Annotated in this window: 13 protein-coding genes; 7 read left to right on the forward strand and 6 right to left on the reverse strand. The window is 55.0% G+C overall.

From position 1 onward, the window contains the following. The first annotated feature begins 14 nt into the window (after positions 1-14). A complete protein-coding gene (locus CGZ80_RS10260; protein WP_094413944.1) occupies positions 15-680 on the forward strand; it encodes an HAD-IA family hydrolase in 666 nt (221 codons plus the stop codon). 17 nt (positions 681-697) lie between these two features. Here the strand turns inward: CGZ80_RS10260 and CGZ80_RS10265 are convergent, their stop codons facing one another. Next, positions 698-1,558 (reverse strand): prephenate dehydrogenase, encoded by an 861-nt coding sequence (locus tag CGZ80_RS10265; protein ID WP_094413946.1) that lies wholly within the window; start codon positions 1,556-1,558, stop codon positions 698-700. A 177-nt stretch (positions 1,559-1,735) separates the two neighbouring features. Between CGZ80_RS10265 and CGZ80_RS10270 the strand changes: the two genes are divergently transcribed. Continuing rightward, entirely contained in the window at positions 1,736-3,421 is a 1,686-nt protein-coding gene (locus CGZ80_RS10270; RefSeq protein ID WP_094413948.1) for a hypothetical protein, read from the forward strand. Positions 3,422-3,429: 8 nt separating this feature from the next. On the opposite strand, the gene CGZ80_RS10275 is transcribed toward CGZ80_RS10270, so the two are convergent. After that, positions 3,430-4,305 (reverse strand): alpha/beta fold hydrolase, encoded by an 876-nt coding sequence (locus CGZ80_RS10275; protein ID WP_094413950.1) that lies wholly within the window; start codon positions 4,303-4,305, stop codon positions 3,430-3,432. Between the two features lie 5 nt (positions 4,306-4,310). Next, a complete protein-coding gene (locus CGZ80_RS10280; protein ID WP_143543839.1) occupies positions 4,311-5,204 on the reverse strand; it encodes a hypothetical protein in 894 nt (297 codons plus the stop codon). 313 nt (positions 5,205-5,517) lie between these two features. Here CGZ80_RS10280 and CGZ80_RS10285 point away from each other — a divergent pair, with 313 nt between their 5' ends. Beyond that, positions 5,518-7,308 carry a DUF885 domain-containing protein gene (locus CGZ80_RS10285; protein ID WP_094413954.1) on the forward strand — a complete coding sequence of 597 codons (1,791 nt, stop codon included), beginning with the start codon at positions 5,518-5,520 and terminating at the stop codon, positions 7,306-7,308. 117 nt (positions 7,309-7,425) lie between these two features. On the opposite strand, the gene ribA is transcribed toward CGZ80_RS10285, so the two are convergent. Further along, positions 7,426-8,703 carry a GTP cyclohydrolase II gene (gene ribA / locus CGZ80_RS10290; protein ID WP_233148345.1) on the reverse strand — a complete coding sequence of 426 codons (1,278 nt, stop codon included), beginning with the start codon at positions 8,701-8,703 and terminating at the stop codon, positions 7,426-7,428. Positions 8,704-8,800: 97 nt separating this feature from the next. On the opposite strand from ribA, the gene CGZ80_RS10295 reads away from it, so the two are divergent. From CGZ80_RS10295 to CGZ80_RS10305, 3 genes are all read left to right on the forward strand, one after another. Next, positions 8,801-9,787 carry an alpha/beta hydrolase gene (locus CGZ80_RS10295; RefSeq protein ID WP_094413958.1) on the forward strand — a complete coding sequence of 329 codons (987 nt, stop codon included), beginning with the start codon at positions 8,801-8,803 and terminating at the stop codon, positions 9,785-9,787. A gap of 239 nt (positions 9,788-10,026) precedes the next feature. Continuing rightward, complete coding sequence (locus CGZ80_RS10300; protein ID WP_094413960.1) at positions 10,027-13,077, forward strand: TolC family protein; 3,051 nt, start codon at positions 10,027-10,029, stop codon at positions 13,075-13,077. Continuing rightward, positions 13,055-14,530 carry a porin gene (locus CGZ80_RS10305; RefSeq protein ID WP_094413962.1) on the forward strand — a complete coding sequence of 492 codons (1,476 nt, stop codon included), beginning with the start codon at positions 13,055-13,057 and terminating at the stop codon, positions 14,528-14,530. Before CGZ80_RS10300 ends, CGZ80_RS10305 begins: the two co-directional genes overlap by 23 nt. Here CGZ80_RS10305 and CGZ80_RS10310 read toward each other — a convergent pair. Both CGZ80_RS10310 and CGZ80_RS10315 read right to left on the reverse strand, forming a co-directional pair. Beyond that, complete coding sequence (locus tag CGZ80_RS10310) at positions 14,527-16,119, reverse strand: sodium:solute symporter family protein (protein WP_094413964.1); 1,593 nt, start codon at positions 16,117-16,119, stop codon at positions 14,527-14,529. The two genes, CGZ80_RS10305 and CGZ80_RS10310, sit on opposite strands and share 4 nt — an antisense overlap. Then, complete coding sequence (locus CGZ80_RS10315) at positions 16,119-16,382, reverse strand: DUF3311 domain-containing protein (protein ID WP_094413966.1); 264 nt, start codon at positions 16,380-16,382, stop codon at positions 16,119-16,121. Before CGZ80_RS10315 ends, CGZ80_RS10310 begins: the two co-directional genes overlap by 1 nt. A 536-nt stretch (positions 16,383-16,918) precedes the next feature. Between CGZ80_RS10315 and CGZ80_RS10320 the strand changes: the two genes are divergently transcribed. Further along, positions 16,919-18,482: THUMP domain-containing protein (locus tag CGZ80_RS10320; RefSeq protein ID WP_409994538.1), on the forward strand; the 1,564-nt coding region annotated here is incomplete at its 3' end.

Here is an 18,482-nt window from a genome sequence, read left to right on the forward strand (position 1 = left end):
AATCAAACATCACCATGCTTCCATTTGACTGGATCGTTTTTGATTCGACCGGCACTCTGATGCGGCCTGAACCCGACGCGGCAGCCGTGTACCACCAGTTTGGGTCACGCCTAGGCATTCAAGTCGACATTGCCGAAATCCGACACCGTCTGAAAGCCGCCATGGTGACGCATTTCTTGGGCGAAAATTCGAACTTGCCGACCGATGACGCGACTGAGCTGAATCGCTGGCGGCGAATTGTTGCGGACACGCTGCCAGAAATTGCAGAGGATCGGTTTGACGAAACCTTTCAATCGCTGTGGCAATGCTTTGCCGAACCTGCCGCTTGGGCGCTGTTCGATGACGTTCTGCCGACGGTTCAGCGTTTGAAGCAAAAAGGATACCAAGTTGCGATCGCGTCAAATTTTGATGAGCGGCTTCCGCCCATCGTCGAAGCCTTGGGCCTGTCGCCGTCAATCGACGAAATTCTCATCAGTAGCAAGCTTGGATTCAGCAAACCAAATCTGCAGTTCTATCACCGTGCGGCAGACCAGTTGCAAGCGACCGACACCGCTCGCTTATTGATGATCGGCGATACATATGGTGGCGATGTTGAAGCGGCTCAGCAGGCCGGCTGGCGAGCGCGGCATCTTGTGCGTGACTGTGACAACGCACTGACAAAGTTGGCCGCGGACTTGTGATCACGGGACTCGTCGAACTACAGCGTCGAATCTTTTCGCGCCTTGGCGTGCTCTAACCAGCGTAAGAGCGCGCCGGAGTCTTCGGCGGCAAGGAGTGATTTAAGCGATTTGAGTTCGTCAATGAAGTGATCGAGTTGATTGATGATCGCCCCGCGATTGTGATCACAAATCGCAGTCCACATCGCCGGATCGCCTGCAGCCACACGCGTCATGTCTTTCCAGCCGCTGCCCACCAATGGCAGTGCCGGTTCGTCGGGGAATGCGGCCAACAACGACGAGACCAAATGCGGCACGTGGCTGACCGCGGCGAGTCGCTGGTCATGTTCGGCAGGTGTCATCAACGTGATGTTGCCGCCTGTCAGGGCCCAGAACTGCTTGGCACGATCCAGTTGTGCCGGTGGTGTCTGATCGGTTGGCGTCAGGATCACGCACTTGTCATCAAACAGGTCAGCGATCGCATTTTCAACGCCGGTTTTTTCAGATCCGGCAATCGGATGTGCGGCAACAAACTGCGCACGCACGGTTGGGACCAATGCGTTGACCTCGTCAACGATCAGCCCTTTCGTACTGCCCACATCGGTGATCAACGCTTGGTCAGGAAGTGCTGCACTCGCTTCTGCGGCAAGCGACGCAATCTTGTCGACCGGAGAACAGATCACGGCGACATCACAACCTTCGCAGGCCTTGCTCAATTCCGTGAAACCTTCATCGACCGCGCCGCATTCGATGGCGGTTTTGCAGGTCGATTCACGGCGACTGTATCCGGTGACTTTTACGCCACAGCGTCGTAGCGAAAGCCCGACGCTGCCGCCAAGCAGTCCGACGCCGATCACGGCGACTCGATTCAGCCAATCAGGTTTGGGGGGCAGAGCATCCATCGCCAAAGTTTACCATTGGTGCGTGGTGAACGCCCAGGTGACTAACCGCAGGATGCTTCGTTGCTGCGAACCTTGGAGTGCAAATTCCAGCTAATTCAATTGCACCTCGCCCCCCACGCCCTTACCCTTGATCCGTTCGGCTCTTTTCGATCATTCTCCTTCGCCCGTGGGCTAGCGATGTCTCGTTCCATCTCCACGCTTCCGATGCTGTTGCGGTTCGCTTTCGCGCTTGCGGTGATCTTGTCAGCCCGCAATCTGGTCGTAGCACAAGAGGCTCCGGCGGATCAGCCAGCGGCGAACGAAAAGACGCCGGAGGAAAATTTTTCGGAGCTGCTCGATGGCATCGAAAAGGATCTCGACGAACTTGAGGAAAAGATCGGCTTCGGATCGCCAATCGTCGAGGATTATTACAACGAACTTCAGCGGGAATATCGAACGTTGTCAGAGTTGGCGGGTGACCAGGGCGACCGTGATTACTCGCATCTGTCCGAGTCCCATCGCGAGTTGGTCGACCGCATGAACGTCTTGGCCATTTCGAGATGGTACCTCCATAACATTGCGTCCCAAGCACTACTGAAGGAGGCAGACTATCGCGGGACACTTCAGCAAATGAACACCGCCATCCGGGAGCACCGTGAGGCGATGAGGGATCCCGCATTGTCGAAACGATATCGGGAGCTGATGCATCGATCGACAAAGCTGAATACCGAAAGAAGCATGCGTCGCTATATGGTCGATTTCTATTTCGATCGTCCTCACCAATCTCGGTCAGCTGATCCGGACGACCCGCAACTTGCCATCTCGATTCAAAAGTTAAGCCAACCTTTGGGATGTTTGCTGCAACTTCGTTGGAACGACGGCCACCTTTTACTTGATCGTGACCATTGGAAAGAACCGTTCGCTCACCAAACGCTTGATCAGATCGAAAAGGATCTAATCGCGGAACTCGCAGACCGTGGTGTCGACATCGAGTACGAGGATCGATCCTTCAAGTATCTCCGAGATCGAATCTTTCGATACAACCATTCTTCGTTGCTCTTTTTAAACTTCAAACATCAGGCAACGGCGTATGAACAGAAGACACAGGCCACCGTTAGTGTCTCCAACGAGACACAATCACTGCGTTTTGTCGGACGTGAAATCGAAGCTTCGATGAGTTCGAGCGAAACGTCACTGGACTTGTTCGTGCGTGAACTTAGAACGCCAACTCAAGATATCTTGCACTTCAAGACGCACGATGACGGCACCTTGCTAATTCGCCAAGTTGGTGAAGTTAACTTTCAATTTGAGCAGTCTGCCGAAGGCGATTGTCGTTGGGTCTCGGTCGCCGATGATGTCCAGGAGTACAAAGCAAAATCATTTGCCGACTTGTATCGCGAGCATCCAGAGAAGGTCGACGGGCAATTGTTCCCGTTCCTCAAGTCGATCGGGATCCGTCCGCCGCCAGGCCGCTTCGATCCATTGGTCGTTTCACGCGTGATCGAATGGCTCAAGACCGATAACGAAGCTGCACGGCAGGAGTTTGAGAGACTTTTGTCCGACATGGAAAGTGGCAGTTTTTCCATACGCCAGCAGGCCTTCCGAAGCTTGAATGAGAATCTCGACAAGTTCGCGATCTTGATCGAACAAACCTCACCCGATCGTTTACGTTCGATCGAATCGATTGCCCGGGTTGAAGAAATTCGTAAACAAGGCAACGCACTTTACAAACAAACCGACCATCTCATTCAAAGCTTCGGCAGCCTCGATGATTCTCAGTATCTGAAAGCATTATTGCCTCGCATTAGTGAGGCCAATCAAGCGTTCGTCCAAAAGCGAATTGACGAACTCGAAGCGTTGCCGCCAACAACTGACAGGAAGTAGCAACCAAGTCATCCTTCGTCGAAGAATCGTATCAGTCGCCCGGAAAGCCAGGTTCTGAACTCTGGCGTTGTGGGCGGGCAGTGTTTCGATCCTGTAAGTAGCTCCGTTTCCGCATGCGGGACAAGCTTGTTGATTCGGTGATTGATAGCGTCACCCGGAAACGAGATATCGTCCTCTGCCGCAATGACCAACGTTGGCATGGTTAGCTTTTCCAGCATTCCATCACTTGCCAGCGGCGGGATGCGTGCATCGAACTTCATATGCTTGAGCGTGCAAGCGACGTAGCCAGTCCAGTCATCGTCGAAGGTCGACATGATCGGCGAAAGCAGCCGTATGAGGTTGGGTTTGTTCGGGAACAATCGGTAGCGAATCATCGGGATTAACATCTGCGTCAAGCCACTGAGATGTGAACCGTTGGCGATACCGGCGGGGACAAGCAACGCCAAGCGATCGATCCGCTTCGGCGTATCTGTTGCGGCAAGGTGAGCGACAAAGCCGCCCCAGCTGACTCCGAAAACGTTAGTCGAGGGAAGCTCGAAGTGGTCCATGATGTCGAACAGCCAATGTGCGAATGACTGATCCGATAATGACAGTTTCCTGTCCAAGCCACGTACCGACTGGCCAGGCAGATCCGGTGTAATGATTCGATAATGATCGAGTAGCGGGCCAAGTTCCGAAAGCAACATCGCGGCACCGGTTCGCATCGCGTGCAAGCAGATCAGTGGAGGGTTGTTTTTGTCACCAGCCATGATGACATGGCTGTCTCCGAATCGAGTCGACACGTGGAAGCTCTCTGGCGACCCGGCGATTTTCTTTGCGAAGTGGTCGTACCACTGCAGCAACTCTTGACGCCCCGATTCAGAACTCCAAATCACCGAAGTCATCGCGTTTAGACTCCGTCGAAGATCGCGGGCTTGCCAGCATCTGATCGATACTTTGGGTGCAAGCTGACCGCGGTGCTGAGCATGTTCCAATCGCTTTGTGGGATCGGTTTGCGATCGAGTACAAGCAATGCAATTTTCCACGCTTGTTCAAACACGGCGTCGCGTCGGATCGCGTTGCGGACTTCTTCTGGTGTTCCACTATCGGGAATGTCGACGTGCAACCGTTCTTCCGGATTGTCGGTGTGTTGTGCCATGAAAATCGACTGGGCGACGTACCCCATCGATTCGGACGCACCAACAGTCATGGTGTCACAGCGCAGATCAAACAACGCATGAACACACTCGTGGATGATCAACGCCTTGCTGGCGTTTGTGCGACCCGCACCGCGTCCGAGCTCGATCACATTGCGATCGGAGTCGTAAACCGCACGGCCAGTGCAAATTGCACTCGATTGCAACACTCGGATCTTCCCATCAATGATTGCGTTACCAACCACCATTAATTCTCGTGTCGTTACCCGGTGGCTTCCACGCTGGAAATTGATTGCTTTGGTCGCCCAATTGGTCAACGCGCGAATCACCGTCAATTGCATCGCTTTTTCGATTGCGGGATCCCAGTCAGCAGGCGGCAGGTAAATCTCGCCGTCACCGCTTGAGAATTGGTAGTTCTTTCCGTCGCTCGATTTGGAGCAATTCAGATAGCTTTCCAGATACCAATTCACCTCGCGGGGGTCGCGTGTACCGAAGTTGAATTCGATTAAATCCCAAGGGTCTGACCGTCCGGCCTCCCGAGATGCCACGTTGGACCAGTTGTCACCGTCCTTCACAGCGTAGGCCCCAACATGCCCTGGGGGAGGGAAGATTGCAGGAACTGGCGGAGTCGATTTAAGGATACCCATGGTGACACCCAACGGGATAAGAGCAGCAGAGTAGAGAAGTGGTATCCACAGTCCTCGTACAAACTCTCGATTTGTGACGCAAAATCTGTCAGAAGAAAGCGGAATTTAGAATTTGCTTCGGGTACTGGAACTCCTGTGCACCTTCACCACTGGTCCCGTTGTTGGGTTTGTCTCCATGACGACATGTGTTGCGGCGTCGGATGCGACCTTCAGTCAATCAAATCTGTTTGTTAAGTGGTGTTTGCTATAGTGAGCTTCTGTGCCGGTGGGTTGATCTCATCCCGACGTCCTTGTTTATCAACGAGTTTTCAAGATGCGAATGTTTCGAATGATCCTAGTTGGGATCTTGCTCGGTTCCTTGGGGCTGGCCGCTGCGGCAGCAGATAATCCTGCTGTGATCGCGCGCCCTAGCAATCCTGAACTTCGCGAACTGATGGATGAGGTCTGGGAATTTGAACTGAGCGAATACCCGATGCTGGCAACCGATGTCGGCGACCCACGCGGTCAGGATCGGTTGGCAAGCAATACGCTTGAGGATTTCAAACGGCGTGATGAAGAACGCTCAAAGTTCCTCGATAAGCTTTCTTCGATTGACTTCGATCAGTTACCAGCTGCTGATCGCATCGACGCTGAACTGCTGCAGCAAAAGCTGTCGAGCGAGCGTTCGGATTATCAACTCGGTTTGCATCTCATGCCGATCAATAATCGTGAAGGGTTTCATATCGGGTTGCCTGAGCTTCCACATACGATGAACCCCGATTCGCCGGATGACTTTCGAAACTACATTGCCCGCTTAAGAGAGTTTCCAAGATTTGTTGATGAGCAAATCGACCTGATGCGTGGCGGTCTAAAAGCGGGAATGGTTCAGCCCGCGATTATCATGCGTGACAGCGCGGATCAAGCGGCAGCGCACGTTGTCGACGATCCGGAGCAGTCGTTGTTTCTAACCAACATTTCAGAAGAGTCGATCAAGAAGCTGGCTCCTGGGCAGTGGGAACAATTGCGTCCGGCGATTTTGGAAGCGATCAAAACGAGTGTCGTTCCGTCTTATGCAAAGTTTGAACGCTTCCTGCGTGACGAGTACGTTCCGGGTTGCAGCGGGAGTATTGCCGCACGTGCATTGCCCAACGGGATGGAACTTTATCAATCCCAAGTCACCAAGTTCACCACGCTCGCGATGACACCCGAGGAACTGCATCAGACCGGCGTTCGAGAAAACGCTCGTATCCGTCAAGAGATGGAAGCCGTCAAGACGCGAGTCAACTTTGACGGTAGCTTGGCCGAATTCATCGAGTTTCTGCGCACCGACGAGCAGTTCTATCCGAAGACTCCTGAAGAGTTGATGAAGGAGGCGGCGTATATCCTCAAGCAAGCCGACGGGCGTCTGCCCAACTTGTTCGGCAAACTGCCACGGACGCCGTGCGGGATTCGCCAAGTTCCTGATTACGTTGCACCGCAAACGACTTCTGCATATTACTGGCCACCGGCAGCGGACGGATCGCGTGGCGGCTTCTATTACCTCAACACCTATAACCTGTCTGCTCGACCGTTGTACCAGCTGGAGGCGTTGTCGCTGCATGAAGCCGTTCCGGGGCACCACCTGCAATTGGCGCTCCAGGCAGAGCTCGAAGGCCTGCACCCGATCCGCAAGCAGAGTTACTTTTCCGCCTTCATCGAAGGCTGGGCGTTGTACTGCGAACGATTAGGTTCCGAACTCGGCTTCTTCAAAGACCCCTATCAAGAGTTCGGGCGTTTGAGCATGGAGGCGTGGCGCGCGAGTCGGTTGGTGGTCGACACTGGGATCCACGCGAAAGGTTGGACCCGCGAACAAGCGATCAACTACATGCTCGAAAACACCGCGTTGTCGAAGCACAACGTGGTTGCCGAAGTCGATCGCTACATCGGCTGGCCCGGCCAAGCTCTTTCCTACAAAGTCGGCGAACTGTTTATCCGAGATCTACGCGAGCGTGCCGAAAAAGAACTCGGCGATCGCTTCGACGTTCGAGCCTTCCATGATTGCGTCTTAAAAGAAGGCTCGGTTCCATTGCCAGTCCTCGAAAAACAAGTCGCAGCTTGGATCGAAGAAACCGCGAGCGGCAATTAAGTTTTCACTTGGGGGCCAGGCTTTGGCCGTTCAGGAGCAATGCCTTGCTGGTGGTGGTGATGGCGGCAGGCGGAGCCTGCATTGCAGTTCGTAACAAGGCGGGAGCCTTGTCACGAGTTAACTTAACTCTGGCAATTTGTGTCCCATCTTGTCCCGTTTGGTCTTCAAGTACTGTTTGTTGTGCTCGTTGACCGGTGGGACGATCGGAACTTGATCGACCAGTTTTAAGTCGAAACCACGTAGGTTGAACGCTTGCTGCTTCTTGGGATTGTTAGTCAGCAATCGGACTTCGCTGATGCCGAGGTCCTTTAGGATCTGCAACCCAACGCCGTAGTCACGCATGTCGGCTTTGAATCCCAACGCGTGGTTGGCTTCGACCGTGTCCATGCCTTGGTCTTGCAAGGCATAGGCTTTGATTTTTTCTGCCAGTCCGATTCCGCGGCCTTCTTGTGGCAAGTACACCAAGGCACCACGACCTTCGGCCGCGATCATCTCCAGTGCCATGTGAAGTTGGTCACCGCAGTCACACCGGAGCGACGAAATTAGGTCACCGGTGAAGCAACTGCTGTGCATTCGCACGAGTGGCGGCAGCTGGCCTTCTTCGTCGTGTGCCAAGTCGCCAAGGACAAGGGCAATCGGTTCTTGGGCTTCGAAGTCGACCGAGTAAACGATGATATCGAACTTGCCATATTTGGTCGGCAGCTGCGAATGGGCGGCTCGGCTGACCAATTTTTCGCTGACGCGGCGGTGAGCGATCAACTGTTCGATGCTGACAATTTTCAGCGAATGCTTTTCGGCGATTTGGATCAATTCAGCGCGGCTCGCGCGGTCGCCTTCGTCGTTCAAAATTTCGCACAGCACACCGGCCGGTTGCAGCCCAGCCATCCGTGCGAGGTCGACGGACGCTTCGGTGTGGCCGGCACGACGCAAGACGCCGCCTTTCTTTGCAATCAAAGGGTAGACGTGACCTGGGCGAACGAAGTCTGCGACCTGGCAATCTGGGTTGGCCATTCGCATGATCGTTTCGCTGCGTTCGGCCGCTGTGATGCCGGTGCGAGCGGTGGCGATGTCAATCGGGGTGACGAACGCAGTCCGCAGGGGGGCGTTGTTGTCGTTGACGACCGGCGTCAACTCAAGTTTCTTGCCGACCTCGGGAAGGATCGGGACGCAGAGTTGGCCGCGTCCGCTGAGCATGAAGTTGACGACTTCGGGTGTGGCTTTTTCCGCCGCACATACGAAATCGCCCTCATTCTCGCGGTCTTCGGCATCGACGACGATGACGACTTCGCCACGCCGAATCGCCTCGACCGCTTCGGGGATCGAGTTGAGGCACAGGTCGTCGCTGTTTTCAGAGGCCAGCGGGTCAATCGACAACGAATCGTTTTCAGGCATCATTCAATATGGGACTGGGCGAATTTGAACGCACCACTATTATACGACCAGGGCACCACGACTAGATGGGAAGTGACATTAAAGCGCGGACGAACGCCAAATGAATGGAATTCGAATCAGACACTGGTTGTCGCCGTTGGTGACCGGCTTCGTAATTAGTTGGACGTGTGTTTCGGCAAATTTCACGGCGCGCGCCACCGCTAGTGAATTCAAGTTGCTCTCCGACCTGCAGTATGACCAAGTCGGTGAGGAACATCAGGGACATGCGGGGTTGCTGGATGTCTATTTACCCCAAGCCTCCACTTCCGCGGCAATTGATTCCGGATCTGCCACGGATGTTTCACAGCCACGCCGTACCGGTGAGCCCAATACACGTCGTCCCGTCGTTCTGGTCGTCCACGGCGGAGGATGGATGACAGGTGACAAGTGGACCATGTATCGACATGCCAGTGAGTTGGCCAAGCGAGGGATCGCGGCCGTGTCGATCAATTACCGTTTGGCGCCAAAATCCAAGTTTCCTGATCAAGTGGACGATCTCCGTATGGCCTTGGTTTGGATCCACGAGCACGCCGAAGAATATCACTTCGATCTCGATCGCGTCGGGCTCTACGGCTACTCCGCCGGTGGCCACTTGGTTTCTCTCGTTGCGACTTTGGCGGACGAGCCCTGGGAACGCGTCCAAGACACGACCACGTGGGACCAAAATGACGGGCGTTGGAAACAAATTCCGTCCATTACCGCAGTCTGTGCCGGCGGGCCGCCAACCGATTTCCGAAACATGCCGCCAGAAAGTCTCGCGCTATCGTACTTCTTGGGCGGGACACGAAAGCAAATGCCTTCGACATACATCGCCGCATCACCGATCTGCTTTGCTTCGGCCGAAGACCCCGTTTTCAAAATCATCCACGGCGAAGAAGACGTGTTAGTCGCGTTGTCCAATGCGACCGACTTTCACCAGGCCTTGTTGGATGCCAACGTCGATTCGATGCTGCAAACCCTGCCAAACAAAGGCCATCTGATGGCATTCTTCAGTGGGCAATTGACTGACGGTGTAATCGGTTTTTTCACCGAACGGCTAAAGCCTTAGAGCGTCCCGCAGATTCAGCCGGTTTGCAATAAAGTGTGCAGTCTCGGCGCGCTTTAGGAGGATGCGGACAAATCGGCAGGCTGTTTGTTCGGATTGACCTGCGCATTGCTAGCTCGCCCCCCGGCAAAGTTTGCCTAACCGGTGCGACAGAGACAATGAATCGTTCCGCCAAATCACGTATGACCGGATGTCGATGAAGACCACTAGGTTGGTCTCATTCCCATCGCATCGTGGTATTCGTGAAAGCTCTGCCGCTCGCATCTGCTCGCTTGAAATTGTGTTTCGCCGCCGCAGTCCTCGTGATTGTGATTGCTGGTGGTTGTTCGCGTGCGTTTTACCGTCGCCAAGCGGATACCGATGTGTATTCGCTGTACGCCGAAAAACGTGCCGAAGAAGCCTATGTGATTCCGCAGCTACCGGGGATTCAAGTTGATCCGAGGTCGCGTTTCTTCGATCCGTCACCCGACGACTGCCCGGAGTTACCGATCCCCGAGCCGACGCTTTATGGTTATTCGTTACCGCCACTCGCCACCGGCGATCCTTACGTGGCTCCTGGTACGATGGAGACGTTATCCGATGAGCCGGAGTCTGAAATGATCGAGTCATCGGAAGCACCCGAGGGTGATTCCGGTGAAGAGTTGTTTCCGCCAGTGGTTACGCCAGAAGAGCTGCCGGAAGAATTGAACCAGCCTGAGACGGACTTGGCATCGTTCGAGACTCCGGCAAACGATCTCGATTCAGAGATCGAACGAAAGGTTGCCGAACGTCGTCAAGCGACTGAACTGGCATCGGGCGAACACTTCGCAACCTTGCTGACGCAATTCGCGAATGAAGCGTCTGGTGCCGAAGCAGCTGCTGAAGAAGGGGACGTCGAGGCAGGCGACCAAGCGTCGATTGGGATGCAGCGAGACGACGAAGAAGACGGGAATCTTCGCATCGTTCCGATCCCTCCAGAATTTTGGGACAAGCTGCCGGAATCTTGCTTGCGACGCATGATGGAATTTGATTCTGCTCGGCAGGAATATCAGCGAACCTATCGAAACGAAGCGGCCGGTCGGATTGAATCGTTGCGCAGCGACGCGCCGCGATTGACATTGCCGATGATTGCCGAGTTGTCGACCTTCAACAACCGTGCACTGCAAACCCAAAAAGAAACGCTTTATCGCGTCGCGCTTTCGTTAACCGCGCAGCGATACGAGTACCTGTTGCGACCTGTCCGTCGCGGAAATGGAACTGGCACCACCTACCAATACTTTCGGTCTGATAGTACCAGCCAAACTGGCGTGACTGTCCCGACGGGCGTCTCGGTTTCGCGAACGACGGCGACCGCAGGGCAATTCCTTTCCAGCTTCGCCAACGATGTTGTTTTGACGTTCAATGGTCCGCAAGGATTCTCGGCGAACATCGCTTCCGAATTGTTGATCAACTTTCAACAGACGATCTTCCAGCGTGATATCGTCTTCGAAAGCTTGACCCAATCGGAACGCAATGTCATCTACGCAGCCCGCGACTATATCCGGTTCCAACGCACGCTGTTTGTCAGCTTAGCCGAGCGATACTACCGATTGCTGTTGACCTATCGTCAGATCGAAATCAGTTCTCTGGACTACTTCAGCAACCTGCGAGCGTTCTTGCAGGGCCGCGCCGAGTACTTGCAGGCCGGACGTATTCCGCGAGTCCAAGTCGACCAGTTCGAACAGAACGCATTGAGCAGTAGCAGTTCGTTGGTTCGCGACTGTAACAACCTCGAAACGTCGCTGGACCGACTGAAGCTCGACGTCGGTTTGCCGCCGGAGATGGCGTTGAATTTGAACCTCGAGGAACTGGAAACACTAACGGCAAGCGATTCGCTAACGGTGACACGTCAGTTGGTGACTCGAACCCGTCGGTCATTGCTGGATGCAGAAGGGGCACAGCTTTCCGATCGAAATGCGGCCGTGAATGGTGCGATCGTGTTGATCCGTCGCCTCGAAGAAACATTGCAAGCCCGTCGCGAAATCCAAGGTACCAGCGAGCCGACAGAGGCTGAATTGCAGACGCCACGGTTGACCGCGAAGTTGCGCCTATTAGAAGCACGCTTGCAATCCGACGCGCTCAAGCAGGACCGTGATCGTCTGTTGAAAGCAGACACCGCGCCAGCGACTGCGTTTTATCGAACCGTCGACCTAGTCGATTCGCTAATGCTGCAAGTGCAGCGGGCCCTCAACTACGATGCGATCGTTAGCGAAGAAAACAGTGGCATTATCGGTGAAGAGGCAGCTCAGCTGAACGTCGACAGCCGTACCGTTGATGCGACTTATGAAACGCTGGACCAGTTGGTTCTTAGTTGGAAAACGGCGGAAGCAAATCAAAACTTTGACGAGTTTGACGATCTGGTCGATGCGATCAACCGCTTGTTGGCAGCGTCTGAAGAGTTGGCGGCAAGCCACGTTGACCGACTGGTTCCTCGGGACCCGAAGGAACTGGACAGCGAAATCCAAGCGACGATTTCTGAATCGATCGGGTTGGTCGATCAAGTCGAAACAAGCGACCTCGGTGGCTTGGATCCGGTCGATGTCGAAACCGATCAGGCAATGTTGTTGGCGTTGTATCAGCGTCTTGATTTGGCCAATCAGCGTGGCGATTTAGCTGACGCGAGACGTCAGATCAAGTTGGCCGCAGACAACTTGCGATCGATCTTGGATTTGAACGTGACTCACCGATTATTCACCAACCGCAATATCATCAATAACTTTGAATCGAGTGCGGACGGTTCGAACACGCGGCTTAGTTTCTCACTCGATACGCCGTTGAATCGACGACTGGAACGGAACACTTATCGGGTCGCATTGATCGACTATAACCGCACCCGCCGTGCGTTGATCGAACAAGAAGACAACATCAAGTTTGCGATCCGCGAAGACTTGCGTCAGTTACGATTGCGACGCAACCAATTCGAGATCTCCGTTGCTCGGGCCGCACTCGCTTATGAACGGGTCGTCAGTACGCGATTGCAGCTACAGCTGTCGGTCGGCAACGTGGTTGCCCGTGACTTTTTGGAAGCACAGCAAGCGTTCACATCGGCACTAAATTCAGTCGCGTCGGATCATATCTCGTTCATCCTTGAACGGATCGCGTTGTTCCTTGATACCGAATCGATTCGCCTTAATGAATACGGTTACTGGGACGAAACGCGTGATGATCGTGTCGTGTTGCCGGCGGTTCCTGATTTCTATGACATGAACCCGAACCCCTATGGGCGTTTGCCCGCGTGCCTGAAGTACAGCGATGAAATCCGCCAAAACCACTAAGGACAGTCATTGGAGGCAGGCGATTTGGTTGGCGGGCTGGATCGCTTGGACATTCACTACTGCGGCGAATGCACAAGAGATGCAATCGCTGCCGAATGGCGAGCCGGAATCCAGTGCCGAGTTGCGTCTGTCGACGCTCGAGGATCAGCTCGCATCACTTCAGTTGCGGCTGGACGAGGCTGCCCAAACGGTTCCCGTGGTCAATCAGGCGAGTTGCCCGATCGGACCGCCCGCTTGCGATTCGATATCGGAAACGACCCACCACGTGGTCTATGACGGCGGGTTTGTGCTGCGTCCGCTGCAGCCCAGTAAAACCCCATTCGAATTGAAGTTCGAATTCCATAACCAGTTCCGCTATACCGGATTCGAATCCAAGTACGAATCAACGACGGGTGTAACGGGGCTGACCTTCCAAACGCCGGACCGGAATGATTTCAATATCAACCGCGGCCGATTGGTGTTTTCCGGGTACGCTTTCGATCCCAGTTTGCAGTACTACGTCAACATCGATTACAGCACCGTGGCGACGGATTCGATCGAGCCGCTGTTGGCTTGGATCTCGTTCGACCACGGCGAAGCGATGAAGTTGTACTTGGGCTTGGGCAAGGTACCAGGGACTTGGGAGTGGCAGCAGACTTCGCGATACACGCTGGGGATCGACCGCTCGCTTGCGACGACGTTCTTTCGGCCGTCGATCAGCGCTGGTGTCTGGGCAAGTGGCGAGCCGCTGGAGAACTTGCACTACACCGCCTTTGTTGGCGACGGATTTAATACGCTAACATTGCGTCCCAGTGAGCTGGATACGCAACTGGTGTACTCGGGCATGACATGGTGGGAGCCGCTCGGCAAGTTTGGTGTTGGATTCTCTGATATCGAAACTCACCAAACACCAGTGGTGCGCATTGGGCATGCGTTGACGACAACACGCAACGAAAGCAGCGTCGATTCGAATCCCGGTGTGGAAGCGACAGTGATTCGACTAAGCGACGGGACGCGGTTGATTGACCCGAATGCGTTGGTTGCCGGAACGCGCGTCAGCGAATTTGACCTGTGGCTTTACAGTGTCCACATGGGGATCAAGCATCGCGGATTCAGTTTGAGCGGCGAGTATTACGTTCGGCATCTGCGCAACATCCAACTAAACAGTAATCAGCCAAACAGTGGCAACCGTCACGGTTCGATTGTTGATGTTGGCTTCTTCGCTCAGGCGGGCGCGTTTGTTGTTCCAAAGAAACTGGAAGCATTCACCCGAGGTTCGCTCGTTAATGGCGACTTCGGCTCGGGCGATGAGTTTTCAGTGGGCTGTAACTGGTACCTGTTCGGCAGTCGCTCGGCGAGAGCGACTGCTGAGGTAACGTCGATCAACGATTCACCGGCCCAGCAATCCCGGACAGGGTATGGTGCTGGGGCCAGCGGAACGTTGCTGCGATTACAGCTTTGGACGATGTTCTAGCTGAAGAACTTTTTGATCGTCGCGTCACTCGGCTTCGGCGTGACCAAGGAAACGCCGACCATCACGATGAGGCAGCTCGCCAGCATTACCACGACTGGCATGACCTCGTACTCTTCGCCGCCCAAAGGCAGAATCAGGACGTATTCACGCAGGCCTTGTTGCAACGCTTGGTAGAACATGTATCCCCAGCTTGCGATTGCAGCGAGGATGCCGCAGATCGCACCGGCAGCAGTCAGCCCACGCCAGTACAGCGCCGCGAATACGATTGGGAACAGCGCGCTAAAACCGCTGAAGCACCACACGCCCATCGCAAACACGCTTTTCGGATCAAGCAAGCCGAGGGCGTACGTGATCGCCACGATCGCGATGATGAACAATCGGGTGTAAAGCACTTGTTGGGTGTCGGAGACGTTTTCCTTGCCTTTGTAGTGTGTCAAAACGTCGTTGGTGAAGATCGTTCCGATGCACAAGAACTGGCTGTCCAAGCTGCTCATGATCGCAGCCAGAATACCCGCAGCGAGCAAGCCGCCGAGGACCTTGCCGGTCTGGGTTTTGACCAGGAACGGCAGAATCGCGTTGGGGCTATTTGGCAACGGCGGTTTGGCGGGAATCAAATCGCCGGTCGCCCAGATGCCAACCAAAACACAAGGAACCCAGACGATCATGATAAACAGCGGGTGGCAAACGACGGGCACCTTGAACGTGCTGGCGCTCTTGGCGGTCATCCAGTGTTGGAACAAGTGCGGGAACATGCCGACCGACAACGGAATCAGCAAGTAGGTAAAGAACTTCGTCTTGCTCATTTCGATCCGCGTCAGCTTTTCTGTCGGAACCGAACCGGCAAGCACTTTCAGGTTCTCCATCAAGCTGTCTTGCCCACCCAAGCGGTTTGCGATCACGTAAAACGTGACCACACCCAAGATCATGAACACGATCGTTTGCAGGGTGTTTGCCCATGCGGTTCCACGCATACCGCCAAAGAACACGTACACCAGCACGACGACACAGATGACCAGCGACCCCAACCAAGTCGGGATACCACCGTGCATTGCCATGATCGGTTCACCGGCGGGGTTGAGCACGGGAAACAGATCGGGCGCAAGTCCGGCGGTCAGCGATTGGACGACGGTGCCGCTACTGATCACACCGATCAGCAAGTAAGGCACGACGAGGCCGACCAAAATTGGGAACAGCAACAGTCCGATGAAATCATTGTCCAAGCGATCGCGGAAAAACTCGATCTGCGTGGTGTATTTGTGACGCCGGGCAAATTTCCAAACCTTGACGCCGATGATGAAGAAGCACAGCGAGTGGATGATGCCGCTACTGCTGGCCAGCATCCCATAAACGCCAATTCCTTCTTTAAACGCTTCACCGCTACTGCCAACCAAGGCGAATGCGGTCATCGTCGTTCCGAACAGACTCATCAGCAGCAAAAACGGGCCGATCGAATGACTGGCGACCTGGTAGTCTTCCTTGGTGCCCTTGAACAACCGGCTCGATGAGAGCCCTAGCAACAAGAGCAAACCCAAGTAGATGATGATGATGATCAGCTGTGGCAAGCCGGGGTGATCGAGTGATTCAAACATTACGCGCCCTCCTCGGTGCTGGTGGGGGCGGTTTCCGTAGCGGCGACAGCGTCGTCATCATCCAACGGCCAAGCGATGACCGTCGCCAGCGCCCAGGTCAGAGAGGCGCCGATGGAAATACAAGCGTGCCAGAACAATCCGATTGGCATGAAGCCGAACACGAGCGTGTCGCTTTCCCAGAACCAGTTGTCTTGATGAAGGATCAATAACAGCACCACCAGTGCTGTGATGATCCAGACTCCACGCGATGATTGACTTGACATGCCGTAGGTCCGGTCGATGTTGATTGGCAGGATGAAATGGAAGGGCCCGACAGTGTACTCGGACTGGCAATGATGATGGTAGCCGGGGAGGGCGGGCCGCAAGGTCGGATGAGTGCGAAGTCTCCCCTGAGCGGCGCCATCCGATACGCACCATTCGGTTTTGCCATGGTTCTGATCACGTTGCTGGGGTAACGCAGTCAAGCTTTACCGGCGTGCCAGCCGAATCCAACAGACGCTTCGCTGAAACCGAATTGGTCGAGGGGAGTGTGGCGCCAGCGTGCCCAAATGAAGATTGGCGGGTATTAAAGTGACAATAGCGTTTCGGGACTCTCGTCCGACAACGCGACCTTTGTAAAGAATCTGGCGACGGAATACCGCTAAGTCGCCAATCGTGGCTCTACAAAGGGAGTTTGCCCGGATACGCTGATTTAATTCCCCTTTCCACGACCAACTCGCCTGGCGAGCGACTGATCTCGCGTTTTTTGGCGGGTGGAATCCCATCCCGGCTTCTCGTCCGCGATTTCGCCTCCTATTGAATGAATAACGAATTAGACCTTCTCGCCACATGCGCGTTTGGACTCGAAGCGATCGTCCGACGGGAATTGCAGGCCCTCGGGGTGGAGAGTGAGGTTGTCGGGGCAGGGCGATTACTCTTTCGTGGGGACCGGCAAACGATTGCGATCGCCAACCTGCATCTACGCTGCGCCGATCGCGTTCTCGTTCGGATTGCCGAGTTTGATGCGGGAGATTTTGACGCCCTTTTCGAAACCACGCGGTCAATCGATTGGGCCGCCTGGCTGCCCCGCGAGGCTGGATTCCCAGTTACCGGACGATCGATCAAATCCGCCTTGACCAGTGTCCCCGCGATTCAGCGCAGTGTGAAACGGGCAATTGCCGAAGGGATGATGCGATCTCACCAGACCACGACCCTGGGCGAAGACGGCGCGGCCTACAAAATCGATGTCTCGATCTTGGACGACGTCGCGACGCTGACGATTGATACCACAGGCGCGTCGCTGCACCGACGGGGATACCGGAACGACATCGCCCGAGCGCCACTTCGCGAAAATTTGGCCGCCGCGATGGTACTGCTCAGTTTCTGGAAACCCGGGCGAACGTTGCTCGACCCATTTTGTGGGACTGGGACAATTCCAATCGAAGCCGCCTTGATCGGCCGCAATATCGCGCCCGGGGTCAAACGCAATTTCGCCTACAACGCTTGGCACGATACACCGGCCGACCTTGTCGAGGACCTTCGCAGCCAAGCGATCGCCGCCCAGTTGCCCGCACTAGAGGAACGGCTGATCGGTAGTGATATTGACGGTCGGGTGTTGCAAGTCGCACGGGACAACGCAAAACGCGCCGGCGTTGCTGATGACCTGCATTTCGAACGGAAAGACGTTCGCGATGTTTCTTCGAAGCGGCGGTTCGGGTGCCTGATTGGGCACGCACCGTTTGCCAGCACGCCGGACCGCTCCTCAGACGATCGCCGCTCGCAGCACGCACCATCAGGTCATTCGCGGCCCGAACGCTCTCAGCAAGATTGGGACTTGGAAGCGGTCTACAACGCGTTGCCCAACGTGTTCCGCCGGTTACCGACTTGGTCACACTATGTGTTTACAAGCCGTGGTGATTTCGAAAAATTCGTGGGGCGTCCCGCTGACCGTCGCCGCAAGCTCTACAACGGAAAGATCGAAAGCACGTTTTTTCAGTTCTATGGTCCCAAGCCGGTCGTCGAAGAACGAAAAAATGAAAACGAGGTTGCCGTGCTGGTTCACGCTGACGGTCCGGCTGCCTTCGGTCAACTCGGCGAAAAAGCGGACGAGCAGGCGACGCTGTTTGCCGCCCGACTTCGCAAGCGTGCGCGTCACTTGCGCCGCTGGCCGACACGCCGAGGGATCACTTGTTTTCGCTTGTACGAGCGTGACATTCCTGAGATCCCATTGGTGGTCGATCGCTATGAAGATCACCTGCACATCACCGAATATGAACGGCCGCACGACCGAGATCCGGCGCAACATGCCAACTGGTTAGACCTGATGGCGACGACGGCCGCAGAGACACTCGACGTTCGTCCCGAGAACGTGCACTTCAAACGTC

The sequence above is a fragment of the Rhodopirellula sp. MGV genome (assembly GCF_002251265.1).
Lineage (GTDB): Bacteria > Planctomycetota > Planctomycetia > Pirellulales > Pirellulaceae > Stieleria > Stieleria baltica_A.